At 41.5% G+C, this 12,486-nt stretch carries 15 protein-coding genes; 1 reads left to right on the top strand and 14 read right to left on the bottom strand.

Going from position 1 to position 12,486, the window contains the following annotated elements:
• Positions 1-23 precede the first annotated feature (23 nt).
• The 12 genes from ADH52_RS05975 to ybeY all read right to left on the bottom strand — a co-directional run bounded on the left by ADH52_RS05975 (position 24) and on the right by ybeY (position 8,963).
• Entirely contained in the window at positions 24-212 is a 189-nt protein-coding gene (locus ADH52_RS05975) for a type II toxin-antitoxin system HicA family toxin (RefSeq protein ID WP_049491803.1), read from the bottom strand.
• 115 nt (positions 213-327) lie between these two features.
• Positions 328-1,188 carry an SAM-dependent methyltransferase TehB gene (tehB, locus tag ADH52_RS05980; RefSeq protein WP_049510560.1) on the bottom strand — a complete coding sequence of 287 codons (861 nt, stop codon included), beginning with the start codon at positions 1,186-1,188 and terminating at the stop codon, positions 328-330.
• A gap of 14 nt (positions 1,189-1,202) precedes the next feature.
• Complete coding sequence (smpB, locus tag ADH52_RS05985; protein ID WP_001051750.1) at positions 1,203-1,670, bottom strand: SsrA-binding protein SmpB; 468 nt, start codon at positions 1,668-1,670, stop codon at positions 1,203-1,205.
• Positions 1,633-3,987, bottom strand: coding sequence for a ribonuclease R (gene rnr / locus ADH52_RS05990; protein WP_049510561.1), 2,355 nt, complete (start codon positions 3,985-3,987; stop codon positions 1,633-1,635). Before rnr ends, smpB begins: the two co-directional genes overlap by 38 nt.
• Before the next feature lie 100 nt (positions 3,988-4,087).
• Positions 4,088-4,321 (bottom strand): preprotein translocase subunit SecG, encoded by a 234-nt coding sequence (secG, locus tag ADH52_RS05995; RefSeq protein ID WP_000282517.1) that lies wholly within the window; start codon positions 4,319-4,321, stop codon positions 4,088-4,090.
• Between the two features lie 39 nt (positions 4,322-4,360).
• Positions 4,361-4,510, bottom strand: coding sequence for a 50S ribosomal protein L33 (rpmG, locus tag ADH52_RS06000; RefSeq protein WP_001809104.1), 150 nt, complete (start codon positions 4,508-4,510; stop codon positions 4,361-4,363).
• Entirely contained in the window at positions 4,510-5,709 is a 1,200-nt protein-coding gene (locus tag ADH52_RS06005) for a multidrug efflux MFS transporter (protein WP_049510562.1), read from the bottom strand. The genes rpmG and ADH52_RS06005 overlap by 1 nt, the downstream gene beginning before the upstream one ends.
• Positions 5,696-6,301: a dephospho-CoA kinase gene (coaE, locus tag ADH52_RS06010; protein WP_049510563.1), complete on the bottom strand. Its 606-nt coding sequence runs from the start codon at positions 6,299-6,301 to the stop codon at positions 5,696-5,698. Before coaE ends, ADH52_RS06005 begins: the two co-directional genes overlap by 14 nt.
• A complete protein-coding gene (mutM, locus tag ADH52_RS06015; RefSeq protein WP_049510564.1) occupies positions 6,301-7,125 on the bottom strand; it encodes a DNA-formamidopyrimidine glycosylase in 825 nt (274 codons plus the stop codon). Before mutM ends, coaE begins: the two co-directional genes overlap by 1 nt.
• 48 nt (positions 7,126-7,173) lie before the next feature.
• Positions 7,174-8,073 (bottom strand): GTPase Era, encoded by a 900-nt coding sequence (gene era / locus ADH52_RS06020; protein ID WP_049510565.1) that lies wholly within the window; start codon positions 8,071-8,073, stop codon positions 7,174-7,176.
• Positions 8,074-8,089: 16 nt separating this feature from the next.
• Entirely contained in the window at positions 8,090-8,485 is a 396-nt protein-coding gene (locus tag ADH52_RS06025) for a diacylglycerol kinase family protein (RefSeq protein ID WP_000378157.1), read from the bottom strand.
• The gene (ybeY, locus tag ADH52_RS06030) at positions 8,466-8,963 is read right to left on the bottom strand and encodes an rRNA maturation RNase YbeY (RefSeq protein ID WP_049510566.1); all 498 of its coding nucleotides are present in this window, start codon (positions 8,961-8,963) and stop codon (positions 8,466-8,468) included. The genes ADH52_RS06025 and ybeY overlap by 20 nt, the downstream gene beginning before the upstream one ends.
• 104 nt (positions 8,964-9,067) lie before the next feature.
• Here ybeY and pavA point away from each other — a divergent pair, with 104 nt between their 5' ends.
• The gene (gene pavA / locus ADH52_RS06035; protein WP_049510567.1) at positions 9,068-10,723 is read left to right on the top strand and encodes an Rqc2 family fibronectin-binding protein PavA; all 1,656 of its coding nucleotides are present in this window, start codon (positions 9,068-9,070) and stop codon (positions 10,721-10,723) included.
• A 32-nt stretch (positions 10,724-10,755) separates the two neighbouring features.
• Here pavA and deoD read toward each other — a convergent pair whose 3' ends face one another.
• Complete coding sequence (deoD, locus tag ADH52_RS06040) at positions 10,756-11,466, bottom strand: purine-nucleoside phosphorylase (RefSeq protein ID WP_000022091.1); 711 nt, start codon at positions 11,464-11,466, stop codon at positions 10,756-10,758.
• A gap of 300 nt (positions 11,467-11,766) precedes the next feature.
• Positions 11,767-12,480, bottom strand: a complete 714-nt coding sequence (locus tag ADH52_RS06045) for a LemA family protein (RefSeq protein ID WP_049510568.1) — start codon at positions 12,478-12,480, stop codon at positions 11,767-11,769.
• Positions 12,481-12,486 lie beyond the last annotated feature (6 nt).

A 12,486-nucleotide genomic window follows, 5' to 3' on the forward strand; every position in this document is an offset into this window, starting at 1 on the left:
CACCTCCACAATTTCCAAATCAACTATAATCCCAAATCTTTTAATATTTTTCTCTCTAAACCTTTTCCTAGATCCTCATTACCGTGAACTGGAATAGTGACAAGATAGGGAACCCCTTCTTTCTTAAAATGATGATGACTTCCTCTCTTACGAACTTCAATCCATCCATTTGCAAGAGCTAATTTTACCATTTCCTTACCTGTGATTGGCATTTATCGTCACCTTTCTATTCAAAATTATACTTATAATGCGTATTTTTGTCAATTCTTCTATCTTATCTATTCGTAAAAAAAGAAAAAGATCAGGAAATTTCCTAACCTTCAATGTTTATTTAATTTTTTTAGCTAGCATGGTCGCAAAGCGTAGTTGAATACGATTGCCATTCTCATCGCGACGGTGCAAATGGCCTGGATTTTCATTGTACTTAACCAATTCCCAGTCCTTGTAATAGTCTGCCAATTCCCCTTCTTTAAAAGTGAATGGGAAGTTAACCGAGCAAGGATAATCCTCCGTGTCCATGGCACAAACGATAAGATTATAACCACCGACCGTGGTATGCTCCTGCATATTTTTGATAATTGCAGGAATGCGGTCTGCTTGCAAAAACATCAAAACAACTGTCGATACGATGAAATCATACGCTTGCCCAATACTGGCTGAATTGATATCATAAAGACCAACAGGCATATCCAAATCTTCCTGTTCCAAAATGCTTTGCAAGATTTCAAGGGCCAATTCATTTTGATCTACAGCTGTCACATCAAAACCTTGTTGGGCTAAAAAGAGAGAATTACGACCCTGACCACAGCCCAAATCCAAGGCTTTCCCTGGTTTTACTGTCTGCATTGCCTCTAGGACCTCTGAATGAACAGGATTGGTATTGTATTTCTTAGGAAAATAATCCTCAGGTTTACAATAAAACTCCAAATACCATTCTACATCGTCTGTTACAGCCTCCACTCGGTGCCAGGCTTGTGGTTGTGCCATGGGATTGTCAGCTCCTGCTTCAAATAGGTGTTCAGCTAGAACATCCCCATCCTCTGTCAATTCAATAAACTTGAGAGCTCCCTTCAAGACAGTAATTTTCCCCCAAGTCCCAACCTTGGTATTGTGTTTCTGCTGAACAGCCTCTGGCATGGTTTCTTTCGTCCACAAAGGCATACGTTTATAGGCAACTAGTTTTTCCATCTTCATTCCTCTTTTTATCGCTGATTAACAGCTTTCATCACGCGCGCAATATCGCGATTCTGCTCACGACGTTTGATAGACTCCCGTTTGTCATAGTCATGCTTCCCTTTGGCAAGTCCTAAAAGAAGCTTGGCATAGCCATCTTTGATATAGACTTTAAGGGGAACCAGGGTCATTCCTGTTCCTTTAGTCTCTTGTTCCAACTTTTGGATTTGCTTTTTATGTAGTAAGAGTTTTCGACGACGTTCTGGTTCTTGGTTCCAGATATTGCCCTCTTCGTAAGGAGCGATATGAACATTGCTCAACCAGACCTCCCCATTTTTTACTTGGGCAAAGCCATCCTTGAGATTGATTCGAGCTGCTCGCACACTCTTGATTTCAGTTCCAGTCAGGACCATCCCTGCCTCTAGCGTATCTACGATTGTATAGTCGTGACGCGCCTTTTTATTTTGTGCGACGACCTTTCCCTCGCCCTTTGCCATGCTTGGCTCCTTTCTTAGCTACTTCCTTGTAAAAGGGTTTCTTTCCTTTTTTCTTCTTGTCTTTTTGTGAATGATTGCGCTTATCATTTGAGCGTCCTGATTTTCTCTTATCTTCCTTCTTATCTGAACGACGACTTGAACCACGCCCTTTGTCACTGCGACTAGACTGTTTCAAGCCTTTTTCAATCACATCAAACTCACTTGGGATGTAAGAGAAGTCAATTTCACCCGTCATCTTGTCGGCTCTTTCAACTCGGATACGGATTTGCTGACCTACACGGAAGGTTGTTCCTGATTTCTCCCCACGAAGGGTCAAATCCCGCTCATTGAAATGATAAAATTCAGGTAGATTTGTGATATGAATCAAGCCTTCAACTGTGTTTGGCAATTCGACAAAGAGACCGAATTTGACAATACTTGATACAACTGCATCGTATTCTTCGCCTACGTATTCTTCCATGTACTCAGCCTTTTTCATGGCTTCTACTTCACGCTCAGCCTCGATGGCACGACGCTCACGGTTGGAAGACTGGGTCGCAATCTCTGGAATCACTTGTTCAAAATGCTCTGCTATTTCCTTAGAACGGCCGTAATCCCGAATCATACGATGAACAAGAAGGTCTGGATAACGACGAATCGGACTGGTAAAGTGAGTGTAATAGTCAGCAGCAAGGCCATAGTGGCCGTGATTGTGCTCTGAATAGCGAGCCTGCTGCATAGAGCGAAGAAGCATCATGGACAATACATCCGCATAAGGTTCTCCCTCAACAGTACACATGATGCCTTGGAGGGCCTCCTGGCTAATCTCACTGGCAGTCCCATAAATGCGCACGCCAAAACTCGAAGCATAATCAATAAACTTCTGAACTTTTTCAGCCTTAGGCTCCTCGTGAATTCGATAGATGAAAGGTAGATCCAGCTTGCTGAAATGCTCGGCAACTGTTTCATTGGCCATCAGCATGAAGGACTCAATCATACGCTCGGCAATGCCACGCTGACGAAGAACGATATCAACAGGCTTACCCTGTTTATCCACTAAAATCTTGGCTTCATTGGTATCAAAATTAAGGGCACCACGTTTCACACGCATGTTTTCTAAAATTTCATGGAGCTTGGCCATGAGTTCAATACTTGGAACAATTTTCTGATATTCTTGTCTCTTTTCCCTGTCTCCAGCTAGGATATCATTGACATCACTATAGGTCATACGGAAACTTGTCTTGATAACCGTTTGGGTAATAGTGTAATTAACCACACGACCATGTTTATCAATCTCCATAATGGCAGATTGGGTCAGACGGTCAACTTGAGGATTGAGGGAACAGATGCCATTTGACAGTCGTTCTGGAAGCATTGGTACCACACGGTCTGTTACATAGACTGAAGTCGCGCGGTTAAGGGCTTCCTTGTCAAGGGCAGAACCCTCGGTTACATAGTAGGAAACATCTGCGATGTGAACACCAAGCTCCAGATTTCCATTTTTCAAGGCCTTGATATGCACCGCATCGTCCAAGTCCTTGGCGTCAGCACCATCAATGGTAAAGGTAATCTCATCTCTTAGATCCAGACGACCTTCCATATCCTTTTGAGACGGAGCATCAGGCACACTTTCTGCTTCCTTGACAACAGCTTCTGGAAACTCGGATACAATGTCCATAGATTCCAAAACCTCAAGAACATCAATTCCGACATCCGTTGAATGCCCAACCACATCTAGAACACTCGCGACAAAGAAATCATGTTTCCTGCTTGGGTATTTATCGATAAAGACCTTGAGAACTTCGGTTCCTTCTAGTTTTAGAGCTGGTTTCTTAACATAGATGGGTTGACTGATTTTCTGATTTTTCGAACGGATGTAACCCGCATACTTAGGTTTTTCCTGATCTAGAACGATTTGGCCAACAACTGTTGTCATACTGTGTTCTAAGATATCGATAATTTTGGCTTCGGCTGCTGTTCCCTTATTGCGGTCAGCGACTTTCTTGATAACGACCTCAACGGTATCACCATCAATAGCATAGTTGACATCGTTTTTCCCTACAAAAAGGTCGTCCTCCTCGCCTTCTAGACTGACAAAGCCAAAGCCATTTTTATGGGCATGAAAAATCCCCTTGAGAGTAATCTCATGTTTTTTCTTGACTTCCAAAGTCAGACTTCCATCTTCTTCAAAGCGTATCTGGTGCTTTCTTTCCATCAAGGACAAGGTTTTAATCAACTCACGAAAATCCTCGGAACCTTCTTTTCCCAAAGCCTGAGCCAAGTCATTGACAGTCACCTTTCCCTTATCTTGTAAATATTCTTTTATTCTATCTTTCATATTTTCTTTCTAGATTTTTTATTTTCTTTTACTGTAAAACCTTCTCAAATATCTTTTAAAAATAAAAAGAGGCAAAGACCTAGTCCTGCCCATTATTTTCTTATCTACTTGATAATACCGTCAATGCTAAGGCAATGGCTAGCCAGAAAAAGACTAAAATCCCTGTCAAACGCTGCATTACAGCTTCAAAACCGCGTGCTTTACTGCGTTCAAACAAATCACCTGAGCTGGCATCAAATACATTGCTGGATTGGTTTTTGGTTGGTTGCATGAAAATCGCAATCACAATCACAACAGATAATACTAATAAAATGGTTAATAATAGGTTATACATATCAAACTCCTTAAAATCCTTATTATTTTACCATAAAATCTACTTAGATTCAAGATGTAGGGTTACTTTTCTTTCCTTGGGACAATACTTTAAAACCTCAATCTTGTCGGGATGGGTTTTGGAATTTTTACTGGTTAGGTAATTGATACTGCCACAAGAGGAGCATTTGAGATTAATTTTTACTCGCACTAGATTTCCTTTACTTTTAATAATGTTCGAAATTGAAGAAGGTTAAAGAGACAACTAAAGGCAACACAAAGGCTTGTCGCATAAAAGACTGCATGGTAGCCAAATTTTCCTGCTACTGCAGAACCTGCCATAGGACCAACGACACCTCCCAGATAAAAGAATACCTGATTGAAGGCAAAGACCCTCGAAATACCAGCTTTGGGCGTCATCTTGCTGAGAAGGGCATTAACTCCGGGAATCAAGGCACCAGTTCCCAATCCAAAAAGGAAACGATAAAGTCCTAGTTGAAGGGGGCTAGAGGCATTGGCACAGAGGAGATAGATGATAACTGAATAAAACTGGGCTACAATCAAGAGACGATGATTGCCCACCTTGTCACCTAGCTTTCCCATGACTCCTGCACTCATCATACTGGAAAAGCCCATACTGGATACAATCAAACCAGATACAAAAAGAAGATTCTCTGTCTGGCCTAAGTCGCGTACATACAGAGCTAAGATAGGGCCGATTGATTGGGCTGAAAATTGGATGACAAAACTGGTCAGAAAGAGGTTGATCAAGAGATAGGGATATTTAACTGATGTAAATAATTCCTTTGTTGGGATGGCCTTTTCCTTGGCTACTGGTTGAAAATCTTCCTTGATAAAGCAAATAGTCAAAACAGCAGCTAAGAATAGAAAACTACCAACCAGTAAGAAAACCGTACGAATGCCAAATAATTCTGCGATAAAGCCACCAATAAAGGGACCAGTTAGAGTACCTGCAACTACTCCTGTGGACAAAGTCCCAAGAGCAGAACCCGATTTCTTCTTGGGAACCTGACTGGCTATCAGGGCCGTTGCATTGGGAACAAATCCTGCAAATACACCGTTTAATAAACGAAGAAAGATTAACCAATAAATATTCGGGACAAAAGCCAAGCCTCCCATAGTAATGGTCATGGCCATCCCAGCCCGAATCATCATGGGTTTTCGACCGTATTTATCAGCAAAGATACCCCAGATAGGAGAAAAGAGCGCTGCGGAAATAGCAGAGACAGAAATAGCTAAGCCTGCATAAAAAGCAGCTTGATCACTCCCTACACCTAAATTTTCCACAAAGATGGGCATAAAAGGCACAACTAAGGAAATACTGGCTCCTGTCAGAAAATTACCAAACCAGGCAATGCGCAGATTATCCTTCCAGTTAATCTCTGTCATCTTCACTACCTCCCTCAAGCAGGGAGAAGACCTGAGTAAGAAGCTGGTCCTGATTTCCATTATTGTTTAAAACATGGCTGGCCAAATATTTCTTTTTCTCTAAAGGCCACTGGGCTGCCAGACGAAACTCAGCTTCATCTTTGGACAACTGGTCCCTTTTCATTAAGCGTTCTACTTGGACATCTCGGTCCACATAGACCAACCAAGTCTCATCAAACCAAGAGACGTAGTCCTGCTCAAAAAGTAAGGGAATATCCATGAAGAAAATCTCTTCTGTCTGAGCCAACTGGTCTCTCAACCTAGCTAGCTCCTCACGGATAATCTTTCCTTGGATTCGCTTAGACCATTCCTGTTCTTCAGGATTTGAAAAGATAAGACTAGCTAGGAGAGGCCGATTGAGTTCTCCATTTTCAAGGATGATTTCTTGCCCAAAGTGCTGAACTAGAGCCTCAAACAGACGACCACCAGGTTTCTGTAGTTGGTGAACAAGAGAGTCGGCATCCACTACTTGAAAGCCTTTCTTTCTTAGAAAATTTGTCACAGTTGATTTACCCGAAGCAATTCCCCCAGTGATTCCAATGATTTTTCCCATCAGCCCCTCCTTTGGCACTGAGGACAAAAGTGAGTTCCTCGTCCGCCTAGTTGGATTTTCTCAATGATGGTACCACAGCGTACACATTCTTGACCAGCCTTGTCATAGACCTGATGAAAATCCTGCATGGTTCCATCTTCCCCAAAGGCATTGGTATAGGTCCGAATGGTGGAACCACCTTTGTCAACAGCCTGGCCCAAAACAGCAATGGTCTGGTCATGAATGGCTGTCGCTTCGTCTGCTGTTAAATTCTGGGAAGATCTAGCTGGATGAACCTGAGCTCGCCAGAGAACCTCATCCACATAGATATTGCCAAGACCAGCTACCAAGGTCTGGTCTAAAAGATGGGATTTGATAGGCTTTTTAGACTTATCTAAAGCTACTTGAAAGACCTGCAAATCAAAGTCTTGTTCGCTTGGTTCAGGCCCTAGTTTTTTAGAAATAAAGTAGGCTTCCAAAAGGTCAGGAGCCAAGAGTTCCATGGTTCCAAACTTGCGTACATCCTCATAAACAAGCGTGCCACCATCTTCAAACTGGAAGAAAACATGGGCATGCTTGCGTTCGGGAACCTGGTACGGATAATAAAAATACTTGCCCTCCATCCGCAGATGAGAAATCAAGACCTTGTCTGTCAGGTAGAAAAGTAAATATTTGCCACGACGTCCCATTGACTCAACAACTTGACCAGGCACTTCCTTTTGAAACTCGTCCAAATCTGTCTTAATCATCTTGGGATAGCGAATTTCTACACTCGAAATCTTCTTTCCCAAAATCAATTTTTCCAAACCACGTCGAACGGTTTCAACCTCAGGTAATTCAGGCATAAGTCCTCCTTCTGTAAAAACAAGAAGCAGGCATGAGCCCACCTCTACTTAGTATTCTTTTTCATTATAGCCAAAGTCAGCCAAATCTAACTTTTTATCGCGCCAGTTTTTCTTGACCTTGACCCAGGTTTCTAGGAAAACCTTGTCTCCTAGCATGAGTTCGATATCACGACGGGCCATACTACCGATTTTCTTAAGCATAGCGCCACCTTTACCGATGATAATCCCTTTTTGGCTATCGCGCTCGACCATGATGGTTGCACGGATATGAACCTTGTCTGTCTCTTCGTCTCGTTTCATAGAATCAACTACTACTGCAACAGAATGCGGAATCTCTTCACGAGTTAGGTGCAAGACTTTCTCGCGAACCATTTCTGAAACCAAGAATCGTTCTGGATGGTCTGTGATTTGATCAGACGGGAAATATTGGAAACCTTCGTCCAGATTTTCACTCAAAATATCCACTAAACGTGAGATATTATTTCCCTGAAGGGCTGAGATAGGAACAATTTCCTTGAAGTCCATCTGATTACGGAAATCATCAATCTGAGACAAAAGCTGATCTGGGTGAACCTTATCGATCTTGTTCACCACCAAAATCACTGGTACATTAGCAGCCTTGAGACGCTCGATAATCATATCGTCCCCCTTACCACGCGCTTCATCAGCAGGCACCATAAAAAGAACGGTATCCACTTCGCGAAGGGTACTATAGGCAGATTCGACCATGAAATCTCCGAGAGCTGTTTTAGGTTTGTGAATCCCTGGTGTGTCGATAAAGACAATTTGCTCCTTATCAGTCGTGTAAATTCCCATGATTTTGTTGCGCGTTGTCTGCGCCTTGTCACTCATGATGGCAATCTTTTGCCCCATGACGTGGTTTAAAAAGGTTGACTTCCCAACATTGGGACGTCCTAAAATGGCTACAAAGCCTGATTTAAAAGTCATAATTTCCTCTTACTGTTTAAAATAATAAATCCCAGATTCGTGGGAGAAAAATCAATGCGCCTGTTAAGGCTGCAAAAAGAGAGACCACTAATACCGCGCCAGCCGCCATATCCTTGGCATTTTTAGCCAGCATGGAAAAGTGATAGTGACTGGCCAAATCCACCACATTTTCAATAGCAGAATTGATAATTTCAAAGGCTACTACTAAGAAAATGCTCAATAGGAGAAAGAGCCATTCGATTCGTGACACCTGAAAAACAAAACCTGCAAGGATGACTACAAGAGCCGTCACTGCATGTTTTCGCATATTGCGTTCTTCCTTGATAGCAGTAAAAATTCCTGTGATGGCAAATTCTAAACTAGATATCAGGTCACGATTTTTCCATTTTCGTTTATTGTCTTGTGAGTCCATAGGCTGTCAAAATTTCTTCTTGTAAACCGAACATCTCCGCTTCTTCTTCCGGAGTGTAGTGATCATAGCCGTTGATATGTAAAAAGCCGTGTACTGCCAAGAAGCCCATCTCACGCTCAAAGCTGTGGCCATATTCCTCGGCCTGCTCATGTGCCTTATCGATAGAGATGAAAAGTTCCCCAATATAGGCATCAAACTCAGACATCATCTCTGCCAATTCTGGATTTTCAAGTAAATCTTCTTCGTCAAAGGCAATTTCTAACTCTGGTTTATACTCGAGGCTGATGACATCTGTCGGACGGTCGGTGTCACGGTACTCTAGATTGAGTTCATGACTACGCTCGTTGGTCACAAAGGTGACTGCCATTTCCTTGTCTTCTTTTCCTAATTTTTGGGCTGCAAATTCCAAAATTTCTTGGGTTTGTCGCAACATTTCTTTTGAAACTTGACCAGTTTCATCTACCATTTCAATATACATGTACTTCTCGTTTCTCTTTACTTGGCTTTATTATACCACATTTCCATGATTTTATTCTACCTTTTTGATATAATACTATGGAATACAATCACAAGGAGAGAACGATGTCATTTGACGGATTTTTTTTACACCACATGGTTGAGGAATTGCGAAGAGAGTTAGTGAATGGTCGCATCCAGAAAATCAATCAGCCTTTTGAACAAGAGTTGGTCTTGCAAATCCGCAGCAATCGCCAAAGCCATCGCCTGCTCCTTTCTGCTCACCCAGTTTTTGGACGCATTCAGCTGACCCAAACGACTTTTGAAAATCCAGCTCAACCTTCTACCTTTATCATGGTTTTAAGAAAATATTTGCAGGGTGCCCTGATTGAATCGATTGAGCAGGTGGAAAATGACCGTATTGTTGAAATTACGGTTTCTAATAAAAACGAGATTGGAGACCATATTCAGGCTACCTTGATTATCGAAATCATGGGTAAACACAGTAATATTCTACTGGTTGATAAAAGCAGTCATAAAATCCTCGAAGTTATCAAACACGTTGGCTTTTCACAAAATAGCTACCGTACCTTGCTTCCTGGATCGACCTACATCGCTCCGCCAAGTACGGAATCTCTCAATCCTTTCACGATCAAGGATGAAAAGCTCTTTGAAATCCTACAAACTCAGGAAACGAGAGCTAAGAACCTTCAAAACCTCTTTCAAGGTCTGGGACGTGATACGGCAAATGAATTGGAAAGCATTCTGGTTAGTGATAAACTATCTACTTTCCGTAACTTTTTCAATCAAGAAACCAAACCATGCTTGACTGAGACTTCCTTCAGCCCAGTTCCTTTTGCAAATCAGGTGGGAGAGCCTTTTGCCAGTCTTTCTGATTTGTTGGACACCTACTATAAGGATAAGGCTGAACGCGACCGCGTCAAACAGCAAGCCAGTGAACTCATTCGTCGTGTTGAAAATGAACTTCAGAAAAATCGTCATAAGCTTAAAAAACAAGAAAAAGAGTTACTGGCGACAGACAATGCTGAAGAATTTCGACAAAAAGGAGAATTGCTAACAACCTTCCTCCACCAAGTGCCTAACGACCAAGAACAAGTTATCCTAGACAACTACTACACCAACCAACCTATCACGATTGCGCTTGATAAGGCTCTGACTCCCAACCAGAATGCTCAACGCTATTTTAAACGTTACCAAAAACTAAAAGAAGCTGTCAAATACTTGACTGATTTGATTGAAGAAACCAAGACAACCATTCTCTATCTGGAAAGTGTGGAGACCGTCCTCAACCAAGCTGGGCTGGAAGAAATCGCTGAAATCCGTGAAGAATTAATCCAAACTGGCTTTATCCGCAGAAGACAACGGGAGAAAATCCAGAAACGCAAAAAACCAGAACAGTATCTGGCGAGTGATGGCAAAACCATCATCTACGTCGGTAGAAACAATCTGCAAAATGAGGAACTAACCTTTAAAATGGCACGCAAGGAGGAACTTTGGTTCCATGCCAAGGATATTCCTGGAAGCCATGTTGTCATCTCAGGAAATCTTGACCCATCTGATGAAGTCAAGACAGACGCAGCAGAGCTGGCCGCCTACTTCTCTCAAGGTCGCTTGTCAAATCTGGTGCAGGTAGATATGATTGAAGTCAAGAAACTCAACAAACCAACTGGTGGAAAACCCGGTTTTGTCACCTACACAGGACAAAAGACCCTCCGTGTCACACCAGACCCAGAAAAAATTGCATCCATGAAAAAATCCTGATTTTACTTGAAATCAGGATTTTCTTTTACATTTTACTCTGCAATCAAGGTTTCCAATCCGACCTTCATCATATCAGTGAAGGTGTTTTGGCGTTCTTCTGCAGTCGTGTCTTCATCTGGATTGACCAAGCTATCTGAGATAGTCATAATAGCTAAAGCATCAACATGGTGTTGAGCAGCAAGATAGTAAAGAGCTGCTGCTTCCATTTCCACAGCCTTGACTCCCCATTTACCAAGTTCGATGTTCTTTTCAAAGTAGTTTGAATAAAAGACATCAGAAGACAAAACGTTCCCAACGTGGGTGGTCATACCAAGTTCTTTGGCGATATGGTAGGCCTTGTCCAGCAAATCAAAGCTAGCGATTTGTGGGAAATCGTACTGTGGCCAGTCATTGCGGATGATGTTAGAGTTGGTTGCAGCTGCTTGCGCCAGAACCAATTCACGAACGTGAACATCTTCATTCAAAGAACCTGCAGTTCCCACACGAATCAATTTCTTCACACCGTAGTCCACAATCAACTCACGCGCATAAATCGAAATCGATGGCATCCCCATCCCAGTTCCCATGACTGATACACGGTGGCCCTTGTAAGTACCAGTGTAACCAAACATGTTACGCACTTCGTTAAAACAAACAGCATCTTCAAGGAAATTTTCCGCAATAAACTTCGCACGAAGAGGATCCCCAGGAAGAAGAATTTTATCAGCAATTTCACCCTGTTGAGCAGCAATATGGATAGACATAATATAAGATACCAAACCCGTCAAAAAGCAAAGGGAAAATAGGAGTTGGATGCAGTGAGCGATGCTCTCTAGAACAACTATCTTTTTCCCACTGCTTTTAGGGTGGGTTCAATTCCTTTCTTTCTTAATTTTGATGATATTGAGAAGCTTAGAACGGCTTTTATTCAAATCCGAACTCCCTTCTCTTCTGAGCTTTTTAGAAAAGTTTTCCGCTCGTGTTCAAATCAGAACACAAGCTCTACCTTTCTATAATTTTTATAAATTTTAGATAGAATCTCGACTTTTGATACTAGGTATAAATTATAAATACTCTTTTTCAAATAGACCTAGAGTCGTTCTTAAAAAAGCTAAAGGCAAACTATAAATCGCCTTATTGTATTCCGACACCATCTCATTGTAGTGTAATTTTTGATTTGCAACCAGTACTTCTGATTCTTTTATTTCCGCTATCAAATCCTTGATACTTTGATCAGCAGTAACACTGGTATCTCTTTCAATCTGTTCTAAAATTTTATTCTTCGTATCTTCTACAATAGAAGAGTGTTCATGTCTGGAAGAAGTTCCAGACTCTCCATAAAATTTACGCTTTGACTCCGAATGATTTGCCTCATTTTCATCGTTTGTAGAATTGTTGACAGATCGCTTTTCTTCTAGTAATTCTGAAGTGCTTTTTCGAATGGACATTTTTAATTCATGGTCCACAATCTTATCAGTAAATTCACGAAGCTGGATAATTAATTTTTCAACATACTGTTCTTTAATTTCGATTGCACTATAGGAAGATCGAATGAGTTCCTTTAAGTTAATAACCTTATGGTATTGAAATATAAAGACTATGACCAGATAACTCAAAACTGAAAAAACAATGGACGCTCCTTCAAATGGCTCGTAATTGGTTTCACTACCAGAATTATTAAAGGCAGCAAAGATAAATAGCCAGACTAAGGTTAGGAGAACAATTATCAAAACCCCACGGATAATTCGAAAAAATGGATTATTAAATAAATTTGACATCATACC

The organism is Streptococcus pseudopneumoniae, assembly GCF_001072665.1.
GTDB lineage: Bacteria > Bacillota > Bacilli > Lactobacillales > Streptococcaceae > Streptococcus > Streptococcus pseudopneumoniae_S.

Excerpts from the sequence above, each read along its gene's own strand:
- pavA (WP_049510567.1), top strand. The coding sequence starts at position 9,068 with ATGTCATTTGACGGATTTTTTTTACACCACATGGTTGAGGAATTGCGA.
- ADH52_RS05975 (WP_049491803.1), bottom strand. The coding sequence starts at position 212 with ATGCCAATCACAGGTAAGGAAATGGTAAAATTAGCTCTTGCAAATGGA.
- smpB (WP_001051750.1), bottom strand. The coding sequence starts at position 1,670 with ATGGCAAAGGGCGAGGGAAAGGTCGTCGCACAAAATAAAAAGGCGCGT.
- mutM (WP_049510564.1), bottom strand. The coding sequence starts at position 7,125 with ATGCCTGAATTACCTGAGGTTGAAACCGTTCGACGTGGTTTGGAAAAA.
- coaE (WP_049510563.1), bottom strand. The coding sequence starts at position 6,301 with ATGGGAAAAATCATTGGAATCACTGGGGGAATTGCTTCGGGTAAATCA.
- era (WP_049510565.1), bottom strand. The coding sequence starts at position 8,073 with ATGACTTTTAAATCAGGCTTTGTAGCCATTTTAGGACGTCCCAATGTT.
- secG (WP_000282517.1), bottom strand. The coding sequence starts at position 4,321 with ATGTATAACCTATTATTAACCATTTTATTAGTATTATCTGTTGTGATT.
- ADH52_RS06005 (WP_049510562.1), bottom strand. The coding sequence starts at position 5,709 with ATGACAGAGATTAACTGGAAGGATAATCTGCGCATTGCCTGGTTTGGT.
- rnr (WP_049510561.1), bottom strand. The coding sequence starts at position 3,987 with ATGAAAGATAGAATAAAAGAATATTTACAAGATAAGGGAAAGGTGACT.
- tehB (WP_049510560.1), bottom strand. The coding sequence starts at position 1,188 with ATGGAAAAACTAGTTGCCTATAAACGTATGCCTTTGTGGACGAAAGAA.
- ADH52_RS06045 (WP_049510568.1), bottom strand. The coding sequence starts at position 12,480 with ATGTCAAATTTATTTAATAATCCATTTTTTCGAATTATCCGTGGGGTT.
- deoD (WP_000022091.1), bottom strand. The coding sequence starts at position 11,466 with ATGTCTATCCATATTGCTGCTCAACAGGGTGAAATTGCTGATAAAATT.
- ADH52_RS06025 (WP_000378157.1), bottom strand. The coding sequence starts at position 8,485 with ATGGACTCACAAGACAATAAACGAAAATGGAAAAATCGTGACCTGATA.
- ybeY (WP_049510566.1), bottom strand. The coding sequence starts at position 8,963 with ATGTATATTGAAATGGTAGATGAAACTGGTCAAGTTTCAAAAGAAATG.